Source organism: Streptomyces sp. NPDC031265, assembly GCF_055570295.1.
This window is the reverse complement of record NZ_JBVIHM010000008.1, coordinates 193656-216913: the sequence shown is the minus strand read 5'-3', so window position 1 is coordinate 216913 and position 23258 is coordinate 193656. Positions and strand designations below refer to the sequence as shown.

24 protein-coding genes and 3 pseudogenes are annotated in these 23258 nt (G+C 70.6%); 11 read left to right on the top strand and 16 right to left on the bottom strand.

From position 1 onward, the window contains the following. Nucleotides 1–74 precede the first annotated feature (74 nt). The 3 genes from ACZ499_RS15700 (at nt 75) to ACZ499_RS15690 (ending at nt 3485) form a co-directional block, all read left to right on the top strand. Nucleotides 75–1025 (top strand): alpha/beta hydrolase, encoded by a 951-nt coding sequence (locus tag ACZ499_RS15700; RefSeq protein ID WP_468675391.1) that lies wholly within the window; start codon nt 75–77, stop codon nt 1023–1025. A gap of 128 nt (nt 1026–1153) precedes the next feature. Then, nucleotides 1154–1729 (top strand): PadR family transcriptional regulator, encoded by a 576-nt coding sequence (locus tag ACZ499_RS15695; RefSeq protein ID WP_468675389.1) that lies wholly within the window; start codon nt 1154–1156, stop codon nt 1727–1729. A 37-nt stretch (nt 1730–1766) separates the two neighbouring features. Continuing rightward, nucleotides 1767–3485 carry an acyl-CoA dehydrogenase family protein gene (locus ACZ499_RS15690; RefSeq protein WP_468675387.1) on the top strand — a complete coding sequence of 573 codons (1719 nt, stop codon included), beginning with the start codon at nt 1767–1769 and terminating at the stop codon, nt 3483–3485. A gap of 88 nt (nt 3486–3573) precedes the next feature. Here the strand turns inward: ACZ499_RS15690 and ACZ499_RS15685 are convergent, their stop codons facing one another. Beyond that, a complete protein-coding gene (locus tag ACZ499_RS15685; protein WP_468675385.1) occupies nt 3574–4020 on the bottom strand; it encodes a MarR family winged helix-turn-helix transcriptional regulator in 447 nt (148 codons plus the stop codon). 98 nt (nt 4021–4118) lie between these two features. Between ACZ499_RS15685 and ACZ499_RS15680 the strand changes: the two genes are divergently transcribed. Both ACZ499_RS15680 and phzG read left to right on the top strand, forming a co-directional pair. Beyond that, nucleotides 4119–4511 carry a nuclear transport factor 2 family protein gene (locus ACZ499_RS15680; protein WP_468675382.1) on the top strand — a complete coding sequence of 131 codons (393 nt, stop codon included), beginning with the start codon at nt 4119–4121 and terminating at the stop codon, nt 4509–4511. Between the two features lie 61 nt (nt 4512–4572). Continuing rightward, nucleotides 4573–5274, top strand: a complete 702-nt coding sequence (gene phzG, locus ACZ499_RS15675) for a phenazine biosynthesis FMN-dependent oxidase PhzG (protein ID WP_468675380.1) — start codon at nt 4573–4575, stop codon at nt 5272–5274. A 115-nt stretch (nt 5275–5389) separates the two neighbouring features. On the opposite strand, the gene ACZ499_RS15670 is transcribed toward phzG, so the two are convergent. The 4 genes from ACZ499_RS15670 to ACZ499_RS15655 all read right to left on the bottom strand — a co-directional run bounded on the left by ACZ499_RS15670 (nt 5390) and on the right by ACZ499_RS15655 (nt 10547). Beyond that, on the bottom strand, nt 5390–6487 hold the full coding sequence (locus ACZ499_RS15670) for a methyltransferase (RefSeq protein ID WP_468675378.1): 1098 nt from the start codon (nt 6485–6487) through the stop codon (nt 5390–5392). A gap of 166 nt (nt 6488–6653) precedes the next feature. After that, nucleotides 6654–7628, bottom strand: coding sequence for a phosphotransferase family protein (locus ACZ499_RS15665; RefSeq protein WP_468675375.1), 975 nt, complete (start codon nt 7626–7628; stop codon nt 6654–6656). 115 nt (nt 7629–7743) lie between these two features. Beyond that, the gene (helR, locus tag ACZ499_RS15660; protein WP_468675372.1) at nt 7744–9915 is read right to left on the bottom strand and encodes an RNA polymerase recycling motor ATPase HelR; all 2172 of its coding nucleotides are present in this window, start codon (nt 9913–9915) and stop codon (nt 7744–7746) included. A 395-nt stretch (nt 9916–10310) separates the two neighbouring features. Next, the gene (locus ACZ499_RS15655) at nt 10311–10547 is read right to left on the bottom strand and encodes a hypothetical protein (RefSeq protein WP_468675369.1); all 237 of its coding nucleotides are present in this window, start codon (nt 10545–10547) and stop codon (nt 10311–10313) included. A 122-nt stretch (nt 10548–10669) separates the two neighbouring features. Here ACZ499_RS15655 and ACZ499_RS15650 point away from each other — a divergent pair. Beyond that, nucleotides 10670–10889, top strand: a pseudogene (locus ACZ499_RS15650) (GNAT family N-acetyltransferase); the annotation flags it as partial. Here the strand turns inward: ACZ499_RS15650 and ACZ499_RS15645 are convergent. Next, nucleotides 10875–11309: pseudogene (locus ACZ499_RS15645) on the bottom strand (class I SAM-dependent methyltransferase); the annotation flags it as partial. The pseudogenes ACZ499_RS15650 and ACZ499_RS15645 sit on opposite strands and share 15 nt — an antisense overlap. A 166-nt stretch (nt 11310–11475) precedes the next feature. Beyond that, on the bottom strand, nt 11476–12390 hold the full coding sequence (locus ACZ499_RS15640) for a LysR family transcriptional regulator (protein ID WP_468675366.1): 915 nt from the start codon (nt 12388–12390) through the stop codon (nt 11476–11478). Between the two features lie 106 nt (nt 12391–12496). Here ACZ499_RS15640 and ACZ499_RS15635 point away from each other — a divergent pair, with 106 nt between their 5' ends. Both ACZ499_RS15635 and ACZ499_RS15630 read left to right on the top strand, forming a co-directional pair. Beyond that, nucleotides 12497–13342 (top strand): oxidoreductase, encoded by an 846-nt coding sequence (locus ACZ499_RS15635; RefSeq protein ID WP_468675365.1) that lies wholly within the window; start codon nt 12497–12499, stop codon nt 13340–13342. Nucleotides 13343–13374: 32 nt separating this feature from the next. Next, nucleotides 13375–13563: a hypothetical protein gene (locus tag ACZ499_RS15630; protein ID WP_468675363.1), complete on the top strand. Its 189-nt coding sequence runs from the start codon at nt 13375–13377 to the stop codon at nt 13561–13563. 29 nt (nt 13564–13592) lie between these two features. Here ACZ499_RS15630 and ACZ499_RS15625 read toward each other — a convergent pair whose 3' ends face one another. The 3 genes from ACZ499_RS15625 to ACZ499_RS15615 form a co-directional block, all read right to left on the bottom strand. After that, on the bottom strand, nt 13593–14135 hold the full coding sequence (locus ACZ499_RS15625) for a GNAT family N-acetyltransferase (RefSeq protein WP_468675362.1): 543 nt from the start codon (nt 14133–14135) through the stop codon (nt 13593–13595). A gap of 66 nt (nt 14136–14201) precedes the next feature. Beyond that, nucleotides 14202–15311, bottom strand: a complete 1110-nt coding sequence (locus ACZ499_RS15620; RefSeq protein ID WP_468675481.1) for a serine hydrolase domain-containing protein — start codon at nt 15309–15311, stop codon at nt 14202–14204. 391 nt (nt 15312–15702) lie between these two features. Next, nucleotides 15703–16176 (bottom strand): flavin reductase family protein, encoded by a 474-nt coding sequence (locus tag ACZ499_RS15615; RefSeq protein ID WP_468675360.1) that lies wholly within the window; start codon nt 16174–16176, stop codon nt 15703–15705. Between the two features lie 198 nt (nt 16177–16374). Between ACZ499_RS15615 and ACZ499_RS15610 the strand changes: the two genes are divergently transcribed. Beyond that, on the top strand, nt 16375–16608 hold the full coding sequence (locus ACZ499_RS15610; RefSeq protein ID WP_468675359.1) for a hypothetical protein: 234 nt from the start codon (nt 16375–16377) through the stop codon (nt 16606–16608). A 403-nt stretch (nt 16609–17011) separates the two neighbouring features. Here the strand turns inward: ACZ499_RS15610 and ACZ499_RS15605 are convergent, their stop codons facing one another. The 4 genes from ACZ499_RS15605 to ACZ499_RS15590 all read right to left on the bottom strand — a co-directional run bounded on the left by ACZ499_RS15605 (nt 17012) and on the right by ACZ499_RS15590 (nt 19937). Beyond that, nucleotides 17012–18013: an acyl-CoA desaturase gene (locus ACZ499_RS15605; RefSeq protein WP_468675358.1), complete on the bottom strand. Its 1002-nt coding sequence runs from the start codon at nt 18011–18013 to the stop codon at nt 17012–17014. A gap of 133 nt (nt 18014–18146) precedes the next feature. Beyond that, the gene (locus ACZ499_RS15600; protein WP_468675357.1) at nt 18147–19007 is read right to left on the bottom strand and encodes a slipin family protein; all 861 of its coding nucleotides are present in this window, start codon (nt 19005–19007) and stop codon (nt 18147–18149) included. A 64-nt stretch (nt 19008–19071) separates the two neighbouring features. Then, on the bottom strand, nt 19072–19338 hold the full coding sequence (locus tag ACZ499_RS15595) for a hypothetical protein (protein WP_468675354.1): 267 nt from the start codon (nt 19336–19338) through the stop codon (nt 19072–19074). A gap of 5 nt (nt 19339–19343) precedes the next feature. After that, a complete protein-coding gene (locus ACZ499_RS15590; protein WP_468675351.1) occupies nt 19344–19937 on the bottom strand; it encodes a DUF5994 family protein in 594 nt (197 codons plus the stop codon). Between the two features lie 451 nt (nt 19938–20388). On the opposite strand from ACZ499_RS15590, the gene ACZ499_RS15585 reads away from it, so the two are divergent. Then, entirely contained in the window at nt 20389–20856 is a 468-nt protein-coding gene (locus tag ACZ499_RS15585) for a DUF5994 family protein (protein WP_468675348.1), read from the top strand. Nucleotides 20857–21099: 243 nt separating this feature from the next. On the opposite strand, the pseudogene ACZ499_RS15580 reads toward ACZ499_RS15585, so the two are convergent. Continuing rightward, a pseudogene (locus tag ACZ499_RS15580) lies at nt 21100–21255 on the bottom strand (MFS transporter); the annotation flags it as partial. Nucleotides 21256–21444: 189 nt separating this feature from the next. Here ACZ499_RS15580 and ACZ499_RS15575 point away from each other — a divergent pair. Further along, complete coding sequence (locus ACZ499_RS15575; protein WP_468675347.1) at nt 21445–22134, top strand: alpha/beta fold hydrolase; 690 nt, start codon at nt 21445–21447, stop codon at nt 22132–22134. 171 nt (nt 22135–22305) lie between these two features. Here the strand turns inward: ACZ499_RS15575 and ACZ499_RS15570 are convergent, their stop codons facing one another. After that, entirely contained in the window at nt 22306–23148 is an 843-nt protein-coding gene (locus ACZ499_RS15570) for a helix-turn-helix transcriptional regulator (protein ID WP_468675345.1), read from the bottom strand. Nucleotides 23149–23258 lie beyond the last annotated feature (110 nt).

Below are 23258 nucleotides of genomic sequence, written 5' to 3'. Positions count from 1 at the left end.
TCCGCATGGACAGTATGTGAACCACGTGGTTCACTTTCTCCGTGGGGTGGAGACTCAACCACTCGGAGGTCGACATGAGTGCGTCCGTAGAGCGCGAGAAGGTCCGTTTCGCCAGTGGTGGCGCCGAGTGCGCCGCCTGGCACTATCCGGGTACCAGCCAGGCGTGCGTGATCATGGCCGCCGGTGGTGCGGTGACCAAGGAGCCCGGCACCGACCCGTTCGCCAGGCGGTTTCACGACGCCGGATTCTCGGTCCTCGCCTTCGACTACCGGCACTTGGGGGAGAGCGGCGGCCATCCGCGCCAGGTGGTGCCCATCGGTGAGCAACTGGCCGACTGGCAGGCCGCGATCGCCTGTGCCGCGACGCTGCCGGGAGTCGACCCGGCCAGACTCGTTATCTGGGGTTTCTCCCTGTCGGGCGGCCACGTGTTCCCCGTCGCGGCGCGCAACCCGCAGCTGGCGGCGGCGATCGCGCAGACGCCGTTCGCCGACGGGCCGGCGGCCACGCGCAGCGCGGCCCGCCACCAGAAGCCGCTCGCGGCGCTGCGCATGACCGGCCGGGCCCTGCTCGACTCCCTCGGACAACTGGTCGGCCTGCGGCCCTTGCTGGTGCCGCTCGCGGGCGAACCCGGGACCGTGGCGCTCCTCACCACACCCGACGGTATCGACGGCGACAGGGCGCTCAACCCGGGCAACGCGTACCCGGAGTGGCAGCAGACGGTCGCCGCCCGCACGGCTCTGCGCCTGATGTTCTACCGGCCCGGACGCCAGGCCTCCCGTATCGCGTGCCCCCTGCTGGTCCTCGTGTGCGACCAGGACCAGTCGGTACTCCCCGGACCCGCCGCCGACGCCGCCCGGCAAGCACCGCACGGGGAACTCGCCCGTATGCCGGGCGGCCACTACGAACCCTTCCTCGACGGCCACGAACGCGCCGCCGACACCGAGCTCGCATTCCTGTTCCGGCACCTGCCCACCGACCCGGCGCCGCATCGCGCCGCCCCCGGCACCGAGGGCGCCACGCTCTGACGTGACGCTGTCGATCGACGCCTGACCGACCCCGACGAGCCGCACCGCCCCCGCAGTCCCGGGTGATCCGGGTCTCACTCGGGCCGTGCGGCTTGGCTATGCAACGAGTTGCATAGAAGGATCGCGGTATGGCGCTCGAACACGCGATCCTCGTCTCCCTGCTGGAGAAACCGGGCTCAGGCTATGAGCTGGCCCGGCGGTTCGAGCGGTCCATCGGCTACTTCTGGACAGCGACGCACCAGCAGATCTACCGCGTCCTCAAGCGCATGGAGAGCGACGGCATGCTCGCCGTCCGCGAGGTGGCCCAGGAGGGCCGGCCGGACAAGAAGGAGTACTCCGTCGCCGGCCCCGGCCGCACCGCCCTCTCCCAGTGGCTGCACGAGCCGATCGAACCCGAGAGCCTGCGGCACGACCTCGCCGTGAAGATCCGCGGTGCGGCCTTCGACGACCCGGCCGCGGTGATCCACGAGGTCGAGCGCCACCGCCAGGTGCACAGCGACCGGCTCGCCCACTACCTCGCCGGGGAACTGCGCGACTTCACCGGCCCCGCAGCCCCCGCTCCGCTCGACACCGGTCAGGAACTGCAGCACGTCGTACTGCGGGGCGGCATCGCGTACGAGCGGATGACGATCGCCTGGCTCGACGACGTCCTCGCCACCATCCACCGGCTGTCCACCGGCGCACCGGCCACCGATGACCACTGACCCTCGACTCCGAACCCCTTTCGAAAGGCGGACCTCCATGGCCGACGCCCTGCTGTTCAACCCGCGTACCTACGACCCGGCGCACTTCGACCCCGAGACCCGCAGGCTGCTGCGCGCCACCGTCGACTGGTTCGAGGACCGCGGCAAGCGCAAGCTGATCGAGGACTACCGCTCCCGCGCCTGGCTCGCGGACTTCCTCGCCTTCTCCGCCAAGGAAGGCCTGTTCGCCACCTTCCTCACCCCGGCCTCGGTCGCCGGGAACGAGGACCAGCGCTGGGACACGGCCCGGATCGCGGCCCTCAACGAGATCTTCGGGTTCTACGGCCTCGACTACTGGTACGCCTGGCAGGTCACCATCCTCGGCCTCGGCCCCGTCTGGCAGAGCGACAACGCCGCCGCCCGTGCCCGCGCGGCCGGACTCCTCTCCCAGGGCGAGGTGTTCGCCTTCGGCCTGTCCGAGAAGACGCACGGCGCCGACATCTACTCCACCGACATGCTTCTTGAGCCCGACGGCGACGGCGGCTTCCGGGCCACCGGCTCCAAGTACTACATCGGCAATGGCAACGCCGCCGGGCTCGTGTCCGTCTTCGGCCGCCGCACCGACGTCGAGGGCCCGGACGGCTACGTCTTCTTCGCCGCCGACAGCCGCCACCCCGCGTACCACCTCGTCAAGAACGTCGTGGACTCCTCCAAGTACGTCAGCGAGTTCCGCCTGGAGGACTACCCGGTCGGCCCGGACGACGTCCTGCACACCGGCCGCGCCGCCTTCGACGCCGCCCTCAACACGGTCAACGTCGGCAAGTTCAACCTGTGCACCGCCTCGATCGGCATCTGCGAGCACGCGATGTACGAGGCCGTCACCCACGCGCACAACCGCATCCTGTACGGCCGTCCCGTCACCGCCTTCCCGCATGTACGGCGTGAGCTGACCGACGCGTACGTCCGTCTCGTCGGGATGAAGCTGTTCAGCGACCGCGCCGTCGACTACTTCCGCTCCGCCGGACCCGACGACCGCCGCTACCTCCTCTTCAACCCGATGACGAAGATGAAGGTGACCACGGAGGGCGAGAAGGTCATCGACCTGATGTGGGACGTCATCGCCGCCAAGGGCTTCGAGAAGGACAACTACTTCGCCCAGGCGGCTATCGAGATCCGCGGACTGCCCAAGCTGGAGGGCACGGTCCACGTCAACCTCGCGCTGATCCTCAAGTTCATGCGCAACCACCTGCTGGCCCCCGCCGAGTACGCGCCCGTCCCCACCCGCCTCGACGCGGCCGACGACGCGTTCCTGTTCCAGCAGGGTCCGGCCCGGGGTCTGGGCTCGGTACGCTTCCACGACTGGCGCGCGGCCTACGACGGCTACGCCGCACTCCCCAACGTCGCCCGCCTCCGCGAGCAGGCCGACGCGCTGTGCGAGTTCGTCACCACCGCGGCCCCCGGCGAGGAGCAGAGCCGCGACCTCGACCTCCTGCTCGCCGTCGGCCAGCTGTTCGCGCTCGTCGTCCACGGCCAGCTGATCCTGGAGCAGGCCCGTCTGACGGGCCTGGACGAAGACGTGCTGGACGAGCTGTTCGCCGTTCTCGTACGTGACTTCTCCGCGCACGCCGTGGAGCTGTACGGCAAGGACTCCGCCACCGGGCAGCAGCAGACCTGGGCGCTCGGCGCGGTCCGGCGTCCCGTCGTGGACGAGGCCCGCTCGGCGCGCGTCTGGGAGCGTGTCGAGGCGCTGTCCGGGGCGTACGAGATGCAGCCGTGATGCGCTGACCCCACCTGCCTTGGCCCACCGGCGCGTCAGCCGCCGGTGGGCCATTCGCGTCTCCCGACGGTGACGGGCGCCGCGCCACTCACTGGGCGAACGGGCCCTCGGCCGTGAAGCGGCGCAGCTGGTGGGCGAAGGCCTCGGCCTCACCCGGCGGCCAGGAGGACAGGCTGGCAGTGATGTGGGCGGCCAGCCGCGTACGCAGCTCTGTCACCGCGAGCCGGCCTTCCTCGGTGAGGACGAGCAGCTGTGCCCGCCGGTCGTCGGGGTCCGCCTCACGGCGGACGAGCCCGGCGGCCTCCAGCCGGGAGGCACGGCGGGTGACACCGGAGCGGTCGATTCCGACATCGGGGGCCAGCTCGGCCGCGCTGCGCGGCCCCGTCCGTGCCAGTGCGCTGAGCACCGGGTACGTCACCTCGTCCACCCCCTCGCCCATGTCGGTGGTGAGCTGTTGGTGCAGCTGCGCGCGCGTGGTGCGGCGCAGCAGAATCCCCAGCGCATCCGCGATCTCATGCCCTACTTCGTTGTCCACCTCCCAAGAATAGCGTGCGCAGCGCACGCGTTCCCTGTTACGGTGTCATCGATGCGTGCGCCGCGCACGCACTACGGGCTTGTGTGAAGGGAACCACCATGAACCGCACCGGCATCAGCGCCGCCCTCGACGACCTGCTGTTCAACCGCGACATCACCGTGGAGGCGGCGGCCGAGCGCCACTTCACCGCGCAGTACCGCCAGCGCACCGACGGGGAGTGGGCCGACCGCGCCGAGTTCATCGAGCACATCTCCCATCTGCGGACCGTCGTCGCCGACGGCCGTGTCACGGTGCACGAGGAGCTGTACGACGGCGGCAAGTACGCCGACCGGCACACCGTCGACGTCACGAAGAAGGACGGCTCGACGGTGAGCATGGAGGTGTACGTGTTCGCCGACCTCGCGCCCGACGGACGCTTCCACCGCATCGAGGAGACCACCTTGATGCTCCGGGGCTCCGACGCCGACCGGAATCTGGGCAGCGCCCGCTGAGGCACCGTCGACGCCATCGAGGTCGCGGGACATGATGTTTCGACGAGCGAAAGGATTCTTCATGCCTGACCTGTCCCAGTCGAACGGATCTCCCGTCAGCACTTCCAACAGTCGTGGGGGCGCCCGCGGTTCCGAGACGCTCACCGGCAGCATCGAGGTGGACTTCCCCGAGTTCCGCACGCCGCCCCCCGAGCCGATGGGGTTACTGGCCTTATGGCTGGAGAGCAGCATCGCGCACCGGGTGCGGGAGCCGCGCGCGCTGGCCCTGGCCACCGCCGACACCCGGGGCCGTACAACCTCCCGCATCGTGGTGCTCAGCGCGTTGACGGACGCCGGGATCGTCTTCCTCACCCACTCCGACAGCCAAAAGGGCCGGGAACTGGCGGAGAACCCTTGGGCGTCCGGCGTCCTGTACTGGAGGGAGACCAGTCAGCAGATCACGCTGGCGGGCCCGGTGAGTCGCTTGTCCGACGCCGAGGCGGACAGCATGTGGTTCGCGCGGCCCGTCTTCACGCACGCCATGAGCACCGCCTCCCGGCAGAGCCGGCCGCTGGACGACCTCGATCATGTGGAGCAACTGCGGTCCAGCGCACGGGCGCTGGGTGAACCGCAGCAGCCGCTGCCGCGCCCCGCGACCTTCACGGCCTACCGGCTCACGCCCGACTCCGTGGAGTTCTGGGCCACCGGCACCGAGCGGCTGCACGAGAGGCTGCGCTACGACCGCACCGACGGTGGCTGGAAGACGAGCAGGCTCCAGCCGTGACGGCCGTAGAACACTGACAGTCTTGCCCGACCGACGGGGACTTCGGGGCCGGGACGGGGTAGCGCTCATCGGGTACGCGCCGGCCCGGCCCGGCTCCGTCACGTCGTGTGGAGCCTCAGTCGGCCACGACCGCCTCGATCACCGACGCGTGCGGCGAGGCTTCCAGAACACGTGCGACCGCGAATCCCGCCCTGGCGAGCAGCGCCTCGTATTCCGCGCGGGTGCGGCCCTTTCCGTTCAGGACCGTCATCATCAGCACATCGATGGTCTTCCCCGGGTGCGGGTCGTTGCCCGCCGGGATCATCGCGTTGATGACAAGGAGGCGTCCGCCCGCGGGCATGGCCTCGCGGCATGTCCGCAGGATGCGGACGCACTCCTCGTCCGGCCAGCTGGCCAGCACGTGCTTGAGGAGGTAGACGTCGGCGCCGGACGGCACGGAGGCGAAGAAGTCCCCGGCCTGGGCGCTCCAGCGTCCGGCCAATTCCGGGATGTCGAGTACGTGCCCGGCCACCACGCTGTCCAGGTCGACCAGGGTGCCCGTCATGTGCGGGTTGCGACGCAGGATCGCGCGCAGCAGACCACCGCGCCCGCCGCCCACGTCGACGGCGCTCGTGGCCCCGGAGAGGTCGACGGCCTCGACGACGTCGTTGCTGAGCGTCTCGGAGAACGCCGCCATGCTGGAGTTGAAGGCCTTGCCGAGTTCCGGGTCGGCGGCGACGTGGTCGTAGAAGGGGACGCCGTACACGTTCTCGAAGGCGGTGCTGCCCGTGCGTACGGCCTCGTGGAGCTGGGCAGCCGACTGCCAGAAGACCGGCTCGCCGCGCACCATGATGTAGTCGCGCAGCGACCGCTCGGTGTCCGTGCGCAGTGGCTGCGCGAGAGGTGTGAGGTGGAAGCGGCCCTCTTCGTCCTCGCGGAAGACACCCTTGGTGGCGAGGAACCGCAGGAGCCGGTAGAGGTGGGGGCCGTCGACTTCCGCGGCCTTGGCGAGTTCGTCGGCGCTGCGCGGTCCGCCCGCCAGGTGGTCGGCGATACCGAAGCGCGCGGCGGTGTGCAGGGCCGCCGAGTACAGGTAGCCCAGGGAGAGTTCGAGTAACTCGCCCGTCACCTCGTCCGGGGCGGCGGGGGAGCCGGGGGGCTGTTCGGCTTCCGATCCGTGCGGGGTGCCGGATGTCTGCGAAGCTCCTGTGGCTTCCGGGCGAGCGCCTGCCATCGGTGAGGTCCCCTCTCTCATCCCTTGTGTGGCACAAGGGTGCATGGAATGTATGTACGATCCAGCAGCGGCGCTCCAGCCTACGTCCGGCACTTTGCGTTTCGCTCAAGTACCGCGTGAGTTGCTCCGAGTCGGCGCAGTGCGTGCGCCGGCGCCCGCGTGGCGGCTACGGGAGCCGCGAGCCCAGCCGCGTCCTGAGCCATTCGAGTGCGGCGGCGCCCTGCGCGGCCTGGAAGGCGCGCAGGGTCGGCAGTCCGGGCGGCGCGCTCCGCAGCGACTGGCGTACGAAATAGCCGGCCAGCCCGGCGAGGGTGGCGGTCACACCTTCGGGCTCGGCGTCCCGGCCCACCGGGTGTGCGGTGAAGAGCTCGTCGGGGTCGGGGCCTCCCTGGGCACGCACGCAGGGCAGCATCAGGAGCAGGTCGAACCAGGGCGCGGCCCGCACGGCGTGCGGCCAGTCCACGAAGACGACGCGGCCGTCTGCGGTCAGCAGGATGTTGTCGGCGCGCAGGTCGCCGTGGGCGAGAGTATCGCCCGAGGCGAACTCACCCCAGGGCGCGGCGAGGTCGGCGAGAGCGGCCAGGTTCCGCTGGACCCAGGGATCGAGCCGGTCCCGGCGGCTTTCGCTGTCTCCGTCCCCGTCGAGGAGTTGCTCCCACCCACGGAAGGACTCCGCCTCGCTCTCCACGACGGAACGGACGTCGAGGGGCGCGGGGGTGAGGGTGTGCGCGAGCTCGCCCACCGCGTGCAGGACGCGCGACAACTCGTCCGCCCGCCACGGCACGTGGGGCTGACGTCCGTCGACGTCCTCGAAGGCAAGAGCCACCCAGGTCGCGTCGTCGTGGGTGGCCAGCAGCCGCGGGGCGGGCACACCGAGCGGCAGGGCGGCGGAGACGCGGGCCTCGGCGCGGTGGAGCACCGGACTGCCGGGGTTGGCCTCGGCGCTCACCGCCTTCACGAAGGCGCGCCGCCCGTCCGCCAGCCGCACGCGCGCGGCCACTCCGGGCGAGAATCCGCCGCGCTGGGTCACCGCGTCGGTGACCGGCGCGCCCAGTCTTGCCTCAAGTCGGCACCGGACGTGCTCGGGGACCTGGCCCCAGTCGGTGCGGACTCCGGTGGCGGGCGGTGCGCTGATGTTCATGCCGTCATGGTCGACGAGGCGGCACGGCGAAAGCGAGAGGTTTTTGTGTGGGTGCACTCACACGACCGGTCGGCCCCCCGCCACACGTCTCAGGTGTGGCGGGGGACGTTTGCCGTCAGGCGCTCGTGAGGATGACGAGTTGCCGGGTCGCGCGGGTCATCGCGACATAGCGGTCGACGGCTCCTTCGATGCCGCTGCCGTACGTCTGCGGGTCGATGAGGACGACCAGGTCGAACTCCAGCCCCTTCGACAGTGTCGGCGTCAGCGAACGCACCCGGGACGTCTCCCGGAACCCCGGATCACCGATGACGCAGGCCACCCCCTCGTCATGTGCCGCGAGCCAGCCGTCGAGGATCGAGTCCAGCTCCGAAACCGGTCCGTGGACGACGGGGATGCCGCTGCTGCGGATCGAGGTCGGCACGTTGGCGTCCGGAAGTGCGGCCCGGATGACCGGCGCGGCTTCCGTCATGACCTCTTCCGGCGTCCGGTAGTTGACGCTCAGGGAGGCCACCTCGATCCGGTCGAGCCCGATCCGCTCCAGCCGGTCCCGCCACGACTCGGTGAACCCGTGCCGGGCCTGGGCGCGGTCGCCCACGATGGTGAAGCTCCGGGACGGGCAGCGCAGCAGCAGCATCTGCCACTCGGCGTCGGTCAGTTCCTGGGCCTCGTCCACGATGATGTGGGCGAACGGGCCGGCGAGCAGGTCCGGTTCGGCGGAGGGCAGTGCGCTCTCGTCGATCAGGGTGTCCTGCAGGTCCCGTCCGCGCAGCATCCCCAACGCGCCTTCGCTCTCGTCGATCTCGACGTTCTGCAGCAGGCTGTCCATGACGTCGGCCCGACGGGCGCGTTCTGCGGCTGCTGCTGCCGCGCGGCGATGCTTGCGCGTGGACGCCTCCGCGTCGCCGAGCCGTTGCCGTGCGGTGTCCAGGAGCGGCAGGTCGGACACCGTCCAGGCCCGGGCCTCCTCGCGCTGGAGCTTGCGTACGTCGTCGGCGCTGAGCCAGGGGGCGCACTTGCGCAGGTAGGCGGGCACCGACCACAGGTCACCGACGAGGTCGGTCGCCTCCAGCATCGGCCACGCGCGGTTCAGGGTCCCGATCAGCTCCCGGTTCTGCAGCAGCGACCTCCGGAGCAGCTGGGGCGAGACCTCGTCGTCGTCCTCGTACTCGTCGGAGTGCTTGTCCATCAGGATCGTGAGCAGCTCCTCCAGGATCTGGTCGCGCGCCTCGTTGTGCGGGGTGCCGGGCTCCACGGCTGCGAACGCAGCGGCCCAGTCGGCGGCGCTCAGCCAGACGTCGGACCAGTGGGTCGAGACCGTCATTCCCTTGGTGGGCGCCTCCTCGTACATGCCGACGGCCGGCTCGATCGCCTTCGCCATGTCCGCGGACGACTTCAGACGGGCCACGTCCGGGTCGGTCTCGGTCGCCGCTGCGGCTCCCTCGGCGACCAGGTCCCGCACCAGGCAGGTCTGCACGCCCTCCTCGCCGAGGCTGGGCAGGACGTCGGCGACGTAGTCCAGGTAGGGCCGGTGCGGGCCGACGAACAGCACGCCGCCCCGGCGGTGGCCGAGACGCGGGTCGGAGTAGAGCAGGTGGGCGGCGCGGTGCAGGGCGACGACGGTCTTGCCCGTACCCGGGCCACCGTCGACGACGAGAGCTCCGCGCGATCCCGCGCGGATGACGGCGTCCTGGTCGGACTGGATGGTGGAGAGCACGTCGCGCATCCGGGCCGACCGGTTGCCGCCCAGGCTGGCGATGAACGCGGACTGGTCGTCGAGTGCGGCGCGCCCCTCCAGCCCCTCGGGGGTGAACACCTCGTCCCAGTAGTCGTTGATCCGGCCGCGCGTCCAGCGGTACCTGCGGCGGCTCGTCAGACCCATCGGGTTGGCGTGGGTCGCCGCGAAGAACGGCTCGGCCGCAGGGGAACGCCAGTCGACGAGCAGCCGGCGGCCCGTGCTGTCGGTGAGACCGAGGCGTCCGATGTACACGGGCTCGGCGTCGTCCTTGGGAACGAAGTGCCCGAGGCACAGGTCCAGGCCGAAGCGGCGCAGGGTGCGCAGGCGGCCGGTCAACCGGTGGATCTCCATGTCCCGGTCCATCGCCTCCCGGCCGATGCCGCCGGGCGCCCTGCGCGCGGCTTCAAGGCGGTCGGACAGTTCGGCGATCGACTGCGCAAGGCTCTCCGCTATCGCCGCGAAGTGCTGCTCGTCGCCGTCGATCAGCGCCGGGTCGGCCTTGAGGGAGAGGCGCTCGGGAAGGTCGAACGCGCTGGTGGTCACGGTGTTCACGCCATCAGCTCCGATCCGAGGCCGCTGCCGCGTCGACCGACTGCGCACACACCCGCAGCCCGGTGCCGAGCGCCCGCCGACGGCAGCGTGAGCCCTCCAACCAGCTCGACGTCACCGCACGACCTGTGAACCGACAACAACACACGCACTTCGTGAGTCCCCCTTTTTTTGCTTCAGGTGCTGACCTGGATGCACGATTCTGTCCCACCCCTGGGGCCTTGCGGCAAGCCCCCCAGTGCGCTATAAGTTGAGAGTGGCAAGGAGTAGTTATACCTCCTTGCCTTTTTGTTTGCTCCGAACAGTCAAACCCTCGCTGCCGCAGCGCGCCGCGCCCGCGCTCGACGCCATGGCGGGTGCGGGCGCGGTGCGTCCCGGGGTGGGCGTTCAGATCGTGGTCACACGCCGCCTTCGCTTTCGGGAGGGTGAACCCCCCCTTTGTACCGCCAGTGGCCGGTGGAGAGGGTGCCGGTGCCGGCCTGGCCGTTGTCGGCCCGGTAGAACAGGATCGAGCTGCTCGGGGTGGTGCTGTTGCAGTACGTCGAAGCGGCGTTCGCGGGGATCGCGGGCCCGGCCAGCAGGGCGGCCGTCGCGGACGTGGCAGTGGCAAGCGCGGCCGCCAGGGATTTCCTCATGACTCTCCCTCATTTCCTCGCACTTGGACGCGTGCGGCAGGCCACCGGGGCGCGCTGGAGTTCCCCGCGCCGCCACGAGGGCGCTGACCAGGGTGAATCCCTATGGCGGTAGCGTGGCGATCATGGCGGACTGGAACATACGGGCGGCGTCGACGGCAGACGTCGAAGCGGCGGTCGAGCTGCGTGCGGTCGTGATGCGGGCGGATCTGGAACGGCTCGGGCGGTACGACGCGCAGCGGGTGCGGCAGCGGCTGCGCGACCGCTTCGACCCGGCCCACACCTGGGTGATCGAGGTGGGCGATGCGTTCGCCCGGCTGTGTGGCCCTGCGCCCGGCGGAGGAGCAGCCAGCCACCGGGTCGCAGCGCCTGGACCATCCGGCGCAGGGCCTCGGTGCGGTCGCTGACGTGTGTCAGGACCAGCCGGGCATGTACGAGGTCGAACCCACCGGGCGGCGGCGGATCGGCTGCCACGTCGTGGGACAGCACCTCGATCACGCCGTCGGCGACGCCCCGGGTCCAGGACACGTCGATGTCGGTGGCGATCACCGTGCCCGTCGGAGCGACCCGCTCGGCCAGCCCGAGGGGCACGGAGGGACCACCGGCGCCGACCTCCCAGCACCGCGTGCCGGGACCGATCCCGAGCTGGTCCACGTGCCGGAACGTCACCGGGTCGAAGAGTTCGGCGAGGGCGCCGAAGCGGACGCCCGCCTCCGACTGCTGGTTGTCCAGCAGGTAGCCGCGGTCCGTGTCGTACTCAGCCATCTGACGATCGTGGCAGACGGACGCAGGGCGATCACTGGCCGCGTCGGCTGGCCCTGGATGCCGTGGCCGCCGGTGCCGCTTGGCCGACGGTGGTGCTTGGACATGTCGTAGTGGCCGCCAGTGGGAGGGGGACCGACGAGGTCCGTGGCGCGCTCCCGGTGCCGGGTCAAGAGGCTGCGGCCCCGACCTCCCGCGCAGCAGCCAGATAGGCGAGAACCAGGGGCCGTCTGTCGTCCTGGCGGGCGGCCACCGCCAGTTGGGACGGGGAGATGCCCCGGACCGGCACGGCGATCACCTCGTCCCGGGCGACCAGCGGGGCATTGCCCGCGGCCAGCAGTGCCACCCCCTGGCCGCTCGCGACCGCCTCGTGGGTCTCCTCGGCGCTGGCCACCACCGCGCCGATGAGGGGCTGGCGACCGGCGCGGGCGTCGAGGGCGAGCCAGTAGTCCCGCAGCGGGCCGGCCTGCGGCGGCAGAGCGAGGAAGGGCTCGTCCAGCAGGTCGGTGAAGTCCACTTTCCCCCCGGGGTCGGCCGCGGCGCGTGCCGCCAGCGGGTGCCCGTGCGGCAGTGCGACCAGCCGGGGCTCGCGGGCCACCACCGCATGCTGGTAGCGGTCCCCGTCCGGCAGCGGCAGCCAGACGAAGGCCACATCACTGGATCCATCCGCCAATCCGGCGCTGGGGTCAGCCCAGTTGACCTGACGCAGGACGGGCCGTGCGTCCGGGTGCCGGGAGACGAGGCGGGTCCGCAGGGCGGGGAGGAGCCCACGGCCCGGGCTGGTGGACATGCCGATCACCAGGGCACACCGCTCGGCGGTCTTCGCCTCCTCCACCGCTTCCTCCGCGCTCTGCCAGACGGCCAGCACCTGGCGGGCGTGCGGCAGCAGGGCCTGCCCCACCGCGGTCAACCGCACGGTGCGCCGGTCCCGTTGGAACAGTTCCGCTCCGAGCTGCTTCTCCAGCATCCGTATCTGTTTGCTCAGCGCGGGCTGGGAGACGAACAGTCTCTCGGCGGCCCGGGTGAAGCTCAGTTCCTCGGCGACGGCGGTGAAGTAGCGAAGATCGCGCCCATGCACATCCATAACTCATGGCTATCACAACAGGTCTTGGACGCGTCCCCGGTTCCGGGCGAAGGATGGAGCCTGTCGACGGGGGAGCCCCGAACGGCAGTTGACGAGGGAGCAGAAGATGAGCAGTAACGCCAAGGTCTGGCTGGTCACCGGCGCGAGCAGCGGTTTCGGGCGGGCCATCACCGAGGCCGCGGTCGCCGCCGGCGACACGGTGATCGGCACGGCCCGGCGGACGGAGGCGCTGGACGACCTGGTCGCCGCGTACCCCGACCGCGTGGAAGCGATCAGCCTGGACCTCACCGACGGCGAGCGGATCGACGCCGTGGCCGCCGACATCCTGGCCCGCTACGGCAGGGTGGACGTGCTGGTGAACAACGCCGGCCGCACCCAGGTCGGGGCGTTCGAGGAGACCACCGACCGGGAGCTGCGCGACCTCTTTGAGCTGCACGTGTTCGGCCCGGCCCGGCTGACCCGGGTGCTGCTGCCGCAGATGAGGGAGCGGGGCAGCGGATCGATCGTGAACATCAGCAGCTTCGGCGGGCAGCTGTCCTTCGCCGGGTTCTCCGCGTACAGCGCGACCAAAGCGGCGCTGGAGCAGTTGTCGGAGGCCTTGGCCGACGAGGTGACGCCGTTCGGCATCAAGGTGCTGATCGTGGAGCCCGGCGCGTTCCGCACCAACCTGTTCGGCAAGGGCGCGGCGTACTTCTCCGAGGAGAACCCGGCGTACGCGGAGAAGGTCGGCGTGACCCGGCAGATGGTGCGGGGCAGCGGCGGCGACCAGCCCGGCGATCCGGCGAAGGCCGCGGCGGCCATCCGGCTGGCCCTGGACGCCGAGAAGACCCCGCTCCGCCTCGCCCTCGGCGGCGACGCGGTCGACTTCCTGACGGCACACCTGGACTCCGTGCGGGCCGAACTCGCCGAGTGGGAGAAGGTTTCCAGGGGGACGGACTTCGACACGGAGTGACGGTCGGGGGGACCCCTCCGGGGTGCTTCGGCGTGCTGTACGGGAACCGCCACCGGCCGGGCACCAGCGCCGGCGCTACCGGGGACGCGTCGGGGATCCACCTGACCACCAGCGCCGCAGGGGCCCACTCGGTGTCCTTCCGGCACACGTTGGAGAAGGCGGCCGGGGGCATCCCGGTGGTGCTCGAACAGGGCGAGCCCGCCACCGACATGACCGGCTGAAGCCTTCCCCCCCCGTACGCCTCGTCGGATCAGAGCGGTGTCAGGACCATCATGACTTCGTCGCGGTCGTCCCCCGGGGCGAGGCGAAGGGCGCCCGGCCAACGGCCGATCTCCTTCCAGCCGAGGCGGCCGTAGAAGTCCTCCAGGCCGGCACTGCCGCGTGCGGCCAAGTGGAGTTGTTCCAGGCCCATCTCCTCGCGGGCGATCTCACGCACGTGGTTCATGAGAGCACCCCCGATGCCACGGCCCCGCAGGCCCGTCCGTGTCTGGACGTGGTGGAGCGTCCCCCAGTGGGCGACGAGCTGAAAGGGATCACGGCGTATGTTCAGCCACCCGGCGAGGTCGCCGTCGATGGATGCGACCACGAGGCGGCTCGTCTCCGGGGCAAGTCCCGCGACGAGGGCGTCTACCGCGGGGGCGGCCTGGGGCGCGTCGATGGGCGGGAAGGGGAATCCCGCTGCCCCGCCCGCGTTGGTCACCTCGATCCAGCAGTCGATGAGTGCTTGCCTCAGCTCCGGAGTGACGGCACCGGGGGCTGTGACCTGCCGTAGGTCGAGGGGTCCGCTGTTCATACGGGGATTTTGGCACCCGGCACTGACAGCAGCGGCCAGCGCCGGGTCCGCGCGGACAGGGGGTGGTCAGCGGCAGAGGGCCGCGTCCACGACACCCTCCACGTGCTTCATGGGCGTCTTGTCGTCCTGCTGGACGGTCACCGCGACGTTGGCGGCGCGGCCTTTCTCGTTGACTCCGCCCCGGGTCTCGTATCCGGGGAAGCTACCGCCGTGACCCCAGTAGACACCGCCGCACGACAGTGGGGTGCTCACGAGCCCCAGTCCGTAGCGGGCGCCGGAGGCGAAGGGGGCTCCGGCGCGGACGGTGGTGCGCATCTGGGCCAGCTGGGCCTCCGGGAGGAGACTGCCGTCGAGGAGCGCGGTGAAGAACCGGTTCAGGTCGGAGTTGGTGGAGATGATCTGGCCTGCCGCCCAGGCCCAGGAGGGGTCCATCTCCGTGACGTCTTGCAGAGGCTGGTCTGCTGAACCCCGGTAGTAGCCATGGGGATGGGGTTCCCGGATGGTCGCGTCACGGGGAGCGGGGAAGTAGGTGTGGCGCAGCCCGAGGGGCTTGATGACGCGCCGGTCCACCTCTTCGGCGAGGGGGTGCTTGGTGACCTTCTCGACGAGCAGGCCCGCCAGCACATAGTTCGTGTTGCTGTACTTCCATCCCTCCCCGGGGTCGAAGTCCGCCTTGTGCTGGAGGGCGAGGTCGAGGAGCTTGCGGGGTTCGTAGTACCGGACGTCTTCGTCGAGGTATTTGAGGTAGTCGGGAAGCCCGCTGGTCTGTTGCAGGATCTGGCGGACCTTGATCCGGCGTCCGTCGATGCCGTCCCCGCGTACGAGGCCCGGCAGATAGGTGTCGACCGGGGCGTCGAGGCGGATCCTCCCTTCAGCGACCAGTTGCAGCACGACCACCGCGGTGAACGTCTTGGTGTTGCTGCCGATCCGCACCTGACCGTCCTCGGGCACCTTCGCCCCGGTGGCCACGTCGCCGACCCCTGCGGTGTACGTACGGTTGTGGCCGTCGCGGTCCTTGACGCTGGCCAGAGCGGCGGGCAGGCCATCGGAGTGCACCAGTGCGTTGAGGCCCTGCTGGACGGTGTCCGGCCTGGCGGCAGCGGATGCCGGGGGCGGCGTCAGGGCACCCATCGCCATGACACCCATGGCCACCGCGATCGCGGTCGGCACGGCCATGGGCCGGCCGCTCTGCTGCCGCCCGGAAGAACGGAACCTCTGCCATGCTTGCTCGCGCACGAGTCGACTCCTGGAGAATCGTTGGGATGCGGCGGTATGTGCCGGCCCCAGCTTCTCCGGATGCGACCACCCCGGGCGATCCTGCTACCCGCCCGGCTCCAGGTGGGGCTAACCCCCGGTGGCTCGGCCATCGAGCCCACCGGGGGTTCGTCCACTAGGGCGTGTTTCGAAAGTAGCGTCGTCCGCCCGAAGGGCGGGCCCGGCGGCGTCTGGTGCGTGCGATCGCAAGGCGGAGGGTCGCCCCGATACTGGTTGTATCGGGGTGATCCCGACAACGCGGCGAGCGTGCGTGCCAGACGCCGCCGGGCAGACGGGACTTTCGAAACACGCCCTAGGCGGGATGCCCGGCGGTGATGTCGAGTGTCTGGTGCAGGGACAGCGGCCTGCCGTCTTTCGCCTTGACGACGGTCAGGGGCTCCAGGAGGAACCCCACGTGGTCGCCTCCGTCGAACCGCTCAAGGATCCGCCCGGTGAACCGGGCCACGGCATCGGTCAACAGGGGGGTCCCGTGCGGGTCTTCGGTCCAGTCCAGGCCGTCGAACTTGTCCACTTCGGCCCCGCACAGGGCGCCGAACCGCGCGGCCAGGCCGTGGTCCTGCGGCAGCAGATGCACCGCCAGGACCGTTGCCCGCTCAGCCACCAGGTAGGTGTGGTTGGCCTTGGAGAGCCACACGATGAACCGCTCGGGTTCCAAGGAGCACTGCCCGGCGAAACCGACCAGGCACCCGGCCCGCTGCCCGCCTGCCGACGCGGTCACCACGTACACGGGAGAGTCCACCAGCGCGGTGAAGTCGTCGAAACTCACCTGAAGCCTCCTCGAATCCGGCGGTCGTACGAGGATACGGGCGCGGTGCCGTCCCCTGGCGATGACAGGACCGGGGTGCTGGTCGGACAGTTCGGGAACGCCGACATCTCGTCACTCCGACAAGCAGAGCGGCGCGCCCTGCCCCGCACGGCTCGTCCGAGCAAGCAGAATGGCCCCACACCGAACGCGGAGGTTGTCATGCCGGGATTCCTCGACCGGGCCAAGGAACAGGCCCAGTCCGCCCTCAACCAGGGGAAGCAGAAGGTGGACGAGGTCCAACAGCAACGAGCCGGAAACGACCTGCTGAAGCAGCTCGGGGCGGCCTACTACGCGGAGCGGCGCGGTTCAGGCACCCCCGACGCGACGCAGCAGGCACTGAGCGCCCTGGAAGCCCACGTCGCCGCGCATGGAGACGGCTTCCTGCGCGGATAGCGGAGCGGGCAGGGGTAGGGGTACCGGTACCCCTACCGCCGCCGAGACGGGCCCGCCTCAATCGGCCCGCACTGCACCTGAAGTGCGCTGCCCTGGCGCGGCCTTGATGTGCAGGTGTCCGTCGAGCGGGTAGGCGGGCGGCCATGACGGCAGAATGCGGTCGAACGCGTACCCGCACTTCTCCGCGACGCGGCACGATGCCGCATTGTCCACCTGATGAAGGAGTTCGAGGCACTCCAGACCATCGGCTAGTCGTCCCCGTCGCCGCCTACGTCCTGATCCCGCTGCTGATGAAGGCCGATTCCGCGCCGGCCCGCCGCTGACCGCGCCACCGACTCGCACCCCTGTGGGCCCGCCCAGATGACGGATCGCGTACGGCTGGCGGACCCGCCTCAGTGACACCTCATGCGCGGCGGGCCGCGATGCGGTCAGGGGCGGGCCAGCGCACCTCGCGTACCCAGCCGAGGTGTTCGAGAAGGCGGATGACGGCGGCGGAGGGGTCGATCTGGCCGCGGTCGACGCCGTGGCGGGCGCTGGTCGGGTCGGCGTGGTGGAGGTTGTGCCAGCTTTCGCCGAACGAGAGCAGGGCCAGCGGCCAGAAGTTGGTGGCCCGGTCGTGGCGCCGGGTGCGGAACGGCCGCTCGCCGATCAGATGACACAGGGAGTTGACGCTCCAGGTCACGTGCTGGAGCAGGGCGATCCGGGCGAATCCGGCCCACAGCAGAGCGGTCACCGCGTACCGCCAGGTGCCTCCGATGGCCCAGCCCGCGCCGAACGGCAGGGCCAGCGTGAGCACGCACAGCGCGGGGAAGGCCCGGGAGATCGCGCGGATGTCGCCGTCCGCCAGCAGATCCGGTGCATAACGCGAGGCCGGTGTCTGCTCGTCGCGGAACAGCCAGCCGATGTGGGCGTGGACGAGACCGCGCAGCTGTCCGCGCAGATGGGTTCCGTAGCGGTACGGGGAGTGCGGGTCGCCCGGGCGGTCGGTGAAGGCGTGATGGCGCCGGTGGGTGGCGACCCAGCCGATGGGATCGCCCTGGAAGCTCATCGAGCCCGCCACGGCGAGCGCGATGCGCACGGGACGGGCGGCGGTGTAACTGCCGTGGGTGAGTCCGCGGTGGAAGCCCACGGTCACCCCCAGCCCTGTGACCGTGTAGAGGCCGAGGGCCAGCAGGACGTCCGCGGGATGGATGAGGCTGCCCCAGAGCAGCCAGCCGCCGAGGCCGAGGGCGAGGAACGGGATGACCACGATCGCGCCGGTCACGGCCGCGTACAGCCGTCGGCCGCCGGTGCGCGCGGGCTGCGCGTCATCGACGGGGAAGGGGGTGCTCCCGTCGTACTCCTGCGACGACGGGCTCACCACCGGCGGTCCGACGGGTGGCGGGGAGGTGGAACTGACAGACATACAGGGCTCCTTGACCTCGGTGGGGGTGTGCGGGCGGTGCCGGCCGGGGTCTGGGGCTCTGGGTGTGGGGCGTCGGTGGTGCGGGCTGGAACGGTTGCGGCTCGGACCAGTTGCGGGTCAGCCCGGTTGCGGGTCAGACCGGCTGCTGGATCGCGCCGTTTGCCTTCGGTCCCTGCGCGTGGCCGGCCTTGGCGAGGTCGACCGGCTCGGGTGCCGGTGCGGCGGCTGCGGACTCCCTGCTGAGGAAGGCGCCCAGTTCGCCGATGGTGCTCATCAGCGGGGCGGGGAAGACGACAGTGGTGTTCTTGTCGACACCGATCTCCACGAGGCTCTGCAGGTTGCGGAGTTGGAGGGCCAGGGGGTGGGCCATCATGGTGTCCGAGGCGTCCCCGAGTGCCGCCGCGGCGAGCGATTCGCCTTCCGCGTTGATGATTTTGGCGCGCTTCTCCCGCTCGGCCTCGGCCTGCCGGGCCATGGCGCGTTTCATGCTCTCGGGCAGCTGGATGTCCTTGAGCTCGACCAGGGTGACTTCCACGCCCCACTCGGCGGTGGCGACGTCGAGGATCTCCCGGATGCCCAGGTTGATGCGGTCGGTCTCCGACAGCGTCTCGTCCAGGGTGTGCTGGCCGACGACCTTGCGCAGGGTGGTCTGGGCGATCTGGTTGGTCGCGGCGTGCACGTTCTCGATGGCGATGACCGACTTCACGGCGTCCACGACACGGAAGTACGCCACGGCCGACACGTCGACGCTGACGTTGTCGCGGGTGATGATGCCCTGCGACTGGATCGGCATCGTCACGATGCGCAGCGACACCCGGTGCAGGACGTCGACGATCGGGATGATGGTCCGCAGGCCGGGAGGCCGGGTGCCGGCCAGGCGTCCGAGCCGGAAGAGGACCCCTTGCTCGTACTGCTTGACGATCTTGAGGGTCATGGCCAGCGCCAGCAGCGCGAGGAGGCCGACGACGACGATGAGGATGATCAGAAGCTGCATGTGCCGCTCCTTTCGATGAGGACCCTTGCGGATCCCGAGCGGATTCCGGGCCGTGTGCTCCGGATCAGTGCCCGTGCCGGATCCGGCGCGGGGGGCGCAGACGTCCTCGGCCCCCGTCCCGTTGGTCGCGGCGGGCGGGGGCGGCGAGCGGCTCGGAGTTCCCGGATGCCGACCGTGCGGTCGTGCGGCGGTTGCCCCGGCGGCCGGGTGCGAACCGGCTGTAGCGGTGCAGGACGATCCGCTCGGCGTGCTGGGCGTTGAGCCGGTGGATCAGGCCTGCCGCGCCGATGATCAGGAAGACCATGACGAGGATGGTCAGGGCCGTGGCCATGACGGTCACATCCCGACCAGGAGGCGGCTGGGCCGGGTCGGCGCGCCGACCCGGAGCGACGGGGCGCCGCCCTCGTACTCCCATGCCTCTTCCGGCGCGTCGGCGTCCCGCGACCGACCGGCGGCCGGGGTTCCGCGCAGGCCTTCCTCGGCCGCGATGAGCGCGCTCGCGGTCAGTGGCGGTCCGGTGCCGGCGGTCGCGGCGGCCATCAGCCGTGCGGCGGCGGCCGCAACGGTCTGCGGCGGGATCACCAGCAGATCCCAGCGGCCGACGCTGTAGGACAGCAGGAGCAGCTTGTGTGGATCCAGCTCGGGCGTGAACCAGCCGGCCTTCACCACATGCCCGTGTACGGGGATCTTGCGCGGGATGGCGGGCCAGTACTGGGGATTGACGGCGATACGGGTGATCCGGGCCCACGTGGGGTCCAGCACGTCGATGAGAGCGGGAAGTTCGCTCAGCAGATCGCGGGAGCGGGGCCACCAGGCTCCGTCCAGAAGTCCACGGGCAGCGCCCGTGGCTTTCAGCGCGACGCGGGCGATCGGTGCCGAGTCTGCGGGGCTCTCGCGCCGCGGCCCAGGAAGGTCAATGGTCGCGGACATCACGCGAACCCGTCCCCAGGTCGCTGCCCGTGGACAGCGGCCCGGTGTCTTTGCTCGCCGAGAACGACGCCGACACGGGGGCCAGCGTACGAAATGCTCCCAGTACCTTCAAGGTACTCCTCGGTGAGGCCGAACCGGCGAGTGCAGGGGAGGGAGAATCGCTGTCGAACGCTGCGGGCATCGAGGTCGGACGGCTGTCGAACGCTGCGGGAATCGAGGTCGGACGAAGGCTCGCGGCGGCACGCGGACCCGCCCGGCACCTATGGGCCAGGCGGATTCCGATTCCGGCCGGCGGTTCGACCGCCGCGCTGCGACCTGCGGTGGCGAGCGGCGCCGCAGCCATCGGGAGTACCGTGAAACAACGGCGTCATTTCGCCACTCAACACCCATAGCGATGTCCGTACCGGCGCAGGGGCGATGTATCGGCACACCTGCAGGTAGGTGAACCATCATGGCGGAATCCGACACCCCCACCCCGACGAGACTCCTTCCGGACGCCATTCACCAAGCGGTGAAGCCCGGAACGGCGCTCCTCCGGTTGGAGACGACCCGGTCCCGTGAAGGGGTTCTCGACGGCGCGTGGTGGCCGCGGTCCCGTGACGTCGCGGAAGAACTGCCCGCGCTGATCACCGCGCTCACCGGGCACCTCGGCCCCATCACACGGGTCGGCCTCGATGCCACCGCTTGGCGGGGCATCCCGACACGCCTGGTGATCGACGACCGCGTGGTGCACCTCGACTCCTTCCCGGTCGGCGACGACACCATCCTCATCACCCGCGGCGACAACGACCATTTCTCGCTGCTCGTGGTCCCTCCGGACACGACCGCCGACGCCGCGCGCACCGCGATGGCCCGAGCCGTTGACGCCGGCAACAGCACTCAGGCCGCACAGATCCTCATAGCGACCGTCCCCGAATAGCGACCGTCCCCGACTGAGGCCGTTCCGACCGGTGCGGCCTGCGGAGCGGCGACCCGGCTCAGGTCCGGCGGCGCAGGAGCCGTGCGAGGGCCGGGTGCCCGATCCCGTACACCACGCGGGCCGTTCGTGAGTGAGGGGCAGGGCCGGGGTGAGGGCAGTGCCCCAGCCCCCGGCAGCGTGCCGATCCGCTCCGAGGAGGCCCGGGGTCGGGGAAGGCGGCATAGAAACCGCATTCGCGCAGACCGCGGCGCTGACGAGTCCCACCTCCGTGGCGGACGCGCTCAACGTCACCGCGGTGAGGATCTGCAGGGCGAGCCCGGTCACCTGCGAACCGAAGGCCGATACAGCCGAGGCGGTCCAGAAGCGCATGTATCCAGGGACGTCGACCAGGCGCGGCATGCTTTGGACCGTATCAACGGACGATCCCCCGCAGACAGGTGTCCCTGGCCCGCCCCTTGGGAAACCGCGTTGCCCACGCCCCGTGCCGTTGCTCGTCCGTGTCGACCGGGTGGCCCTCACCGATGAGTTCCGGGAGGACCGACAGTCACATGGGGGAGAGGACGACGTCCCGGCGCGGAGGGTGCACCCATGACTACGTACGTGTTGATTCCCGGAGCCGGCGGCTCCTCCTGGTACTGGCATGGCGTCGCGGACGAACTGAGCCGCCGGGGCCGGGACGTGGTGTCCGTGGACCTGCCCGGCGCCGATGCCGCAGCCGGGCTGCCGGAGTACGTGGACACGGTCGTCGACGCGGTCGGTGAGCGCGTGGATCTGGTGGTGGTGGGACAGTCTCTCGGCGCGTTCACCGCGCCCCTGGTGTGCGCGCGGCTGCCCGTGTCACTCCTCGTACTGGTCAACGGGATGATCCCGCGCCCCGGCGAGACACCGGGGGAGTGGTGGGCCCACACCGGTCAGGAGCCGGCACGCCGCGCGCACGACGTGCACGAGGGCCGTGACCCGGACGCTCCCTTCGACCTGGCGACGTACTTCCTGCACGACCTGCCGCAGGAGGAGATCGACGCCTCGGGGGAGCACGCGGAGGAAGAGTCCGACGCGGTCTTCGCCACGCCGTTCACCCTCGACGCGTGGCCGCAGGTACCGACCCGGGTGGTGGCCGCCCGTGACGACCGGTTCTTCCCCGCCGCCTTCCAGCGCCAAGTGGCACAGGAGCGCCTCGGCATCACCCCCGACGAGGTGCCGGGCGGACACCTGGCGGCGCTGAGCCACCCCAGGGAGCTCGCCGACCAACTGGAGGCGTACGTCCACGCGAGCGCCTGAGACGCGCGGGCGACCTCGGAGTCCGCAGCGCCGGAACGTCGTGGCTCAGGGGCCGGTTGCGACGGCCCCGCTGACATTCCTCGGTGAAGGAGTGCTTGACCTGGCGACGTATCTGAGGTGCGGGCATTGGATCTTCCTGAACACCGGCACCTGAAGTCCGCCGATCAAGGGTCATGTGGTGCCGGACCGTGCTCGTCGGCGTGTGGCGGCCAGCGTGCCGAGCAGGGTGAGAGCGCCCGCGCTGGGGCTTCCCGGCTCCGCGTGATAGATCAGCAGTTGCTGGCCGGGCGCGCCGCGTACGTCGAAACTCTGGTACGTCAGTGACAGCGGGCCCACCTCGGGATGGGTGAGTTCCTTCGCGCTGTGCGTCTTTCCGTAGACGGTCTGGGCGCACCACAGGGAGGTGAACTCCTCGCTGGCGGCGGTCATGGCGGCGACGACCGCGCGCAGGCGCGGATAGTGCGGGGTGAGGCCGGTGGCCTGGCGCAGGCCGGCGACGGTAGCCTCGGCCGCCCGGTGCCAGTGGACGAAGAAACGTCGCGCGGCCGGGTCGCAGAAGGTCATGCGAGCGAGGTTGTCGGCGCGTTGGAAGGGGGAGAACAGCGCGTCGGCGAGGGAGTTGGCGGCCAGGAGGTCCATGGCCGGGTCGATCACGAACGCCGGAGTGTCGGGAAGGGCGTCAAGGAGCTGGCGCAGCACGGGACTTGCGCTCTCGCGCGGCTGTGGACCGCCACCGTCCGGCACGCAGCCCGCGAGCCGGTAGAGGTGATCGCGTGCGTCGTCGTCCAGGTGGAGCGCCCGGCAGAGCGAGTCGAGGATCTGCGCGGAGGGGCGGCGCTCGCGGCCCTGTTCCAGGCGGGCGTAGTAGTCGGCGTTCATGCCGGCGAGTACGGCCACCTCCTCCCGACGCAGCCCGGCCACCCGGCGCTGCCCGTACGAGACCAGGCTCACGTCGTCAGGGTGCAGCCTGGCTCGGTGGGCCCGTAGGAAACTTCCCAGCTCACTGCTCGTCACCGCGCCAGCCTACGGCGGCCCCCGTCGGGGTGCCTGGGTGTGCCGTACCCAGGCAGAAGCCGTCCTGGCCTCGGCGTGCCGCGTCGCTGACAGTTTCTCTCAGCCACTCG

What these genes read in the sequence shown, in the direction of transcription:
- ACZ499_RS15610 (WP_468675359.1), top strand. Translation starts at nt 16,375, where the DNA reads ATGCCGGGATTCCTCGACCGGGCCAAGGAACAGGCCCAGTCCGCCCTC.
- phzG (WP_468675380.1), top strand. Translation starts at nt 4,573, where the DNA reads ATGCCTGACCTGTCCCAGTCGAACGGATCTCCCGTCAGCACTTCCAAC.
- ACZ499_RS15655 (WP_468675369.1), bottom strand. Translation starts at nt 10,547, where the DNA reads ATGAGGAAATCCCTGGCGGCCGCGCTTGCCACTGCCACGTCCGCGACG.
- ACZ499_RS15665 (WP_468675375.1), bottom strand. Translation starts at nt 7,628, where the DNA reads ATGAACATCAGCGCACCGCCCGCCACCGGAGTCCGCACCGACTGGGGC.
- ACZ499_RS15575 (WP_468675347.1), top strand. Translation starts at nt 21,445, where the DNA reads ATGACTACGTACGTGTTGATTCCCGGAGCCGGCGGCTCCTCCTGGTAC.
- ACZ499_RS15700 (WP_468675391.1), top strand. Translation starts at nt 75, where the DNA reads ATGAGTGCGTCCGTAGAGCGCGAGAAGGTCCGTTTCGCCAGTGGTGGC.
- ACZ499_RS15690 (WP_468675387.1), top strand. Translation starts at nt 1,767, where the DNA reads ATGGCCGACGCCCTGCTGTTCAACCCGCGTACCTACGACCCGGCGCAC.
- ACZ499_RS15695 (WP_468675389.1), top strand. Translation starts at nt 1,154, where the DNA reads ATGGCGCTCGAACACGCGATCCTCGTCTCCCTGCTGGAGAAACCGGGC.
- ACZ499_RS15635 (WP_468675365.1), top strand. Translation starts at nt 12,497, where the DNA reads ATGAGCAGTAACGCCAAGGTCTGGCTGGTCACCGGCGCGAGCAGCGGT.
- ACZ499_RS15600 (WP_468675357.1), bottom strand. Translation starts at nt 19,007, where the DNA reads ATGCAGCTTCTGATCATCCTCATCGTCGTCGTCGGCCTCCTCGCGCTG.
- ACZ499_RS15670 (WP_468675378.1), bottom strand. Translation starts at nt 6,487, where the DNA reads ATGGCAGGCGCTCGCCCGGAAGCCACAGGAGCTTCGCAGACATCCGGC.
- ACZ499_RS15640 (WP_468675366.1), bottom strand. Translation starts at nt 12,390, where the DNA reads ATGGATGTGCATGGGCGCGATCTTCGCTACTTCACCGCCGTCGCCGAG.
- ACZ499_RS15620 (WP_468675481.1), bottom strand. Translation starts at nt 15,311, where the DNA reads ATGGCCGTGCCGACCGCGATCGCGGTGGCCATGGGTGTCATGGCGATG.
- ACZ499_RS15590 (WP_468675351.1), bottom strand. Translation starts at nt 19,937, where the DNA reads ATGTCCGCGACCATTGACCTTCCTGGGCCGCGGCGCGAGAGCCCCGCA.
- ACZ499_RS15595 (WP_468675354.1), bottom strand. Translation starts at nt 19,338, where the DNA reads ATGGCCACGGCCCTGACCATCCTCGTCATGGTCTTCCTGATCATCGGC.
- ACZ499_RS15625 (WP_468675362.1), bottom strand. Translation starts at nt 14,135, where the DNA reads ATGAACAGCGGACCCCTCGACCTACGGCAGGTCACAGCCCCCGGTGCC.
- ACZ499_RS15585 (WP_468675348.1), top strand. Translation starts at nt 20,389, where the DNA reads ATGGCGGAATCCGACACCCCCACCCCGACGAGACTCCTTCCGGACGCC.
- ACZ499_RS15680 (WP_468675382.1), top strand. Translation starts at nt 4,119, where the DNA reads ATGAACCGCACCGGCATCAGCGCCGCCCTCGACGACCTGCTGTTCAAC.
- ACZ499_RS15605 (WP_468675358.1), bottom strand. Translation starts at nt 18,013, where the DNA reads ATGTCTGTCAGTTCCACCTCCCCGCCACCCGTCGGACCGCCGGTGGTG.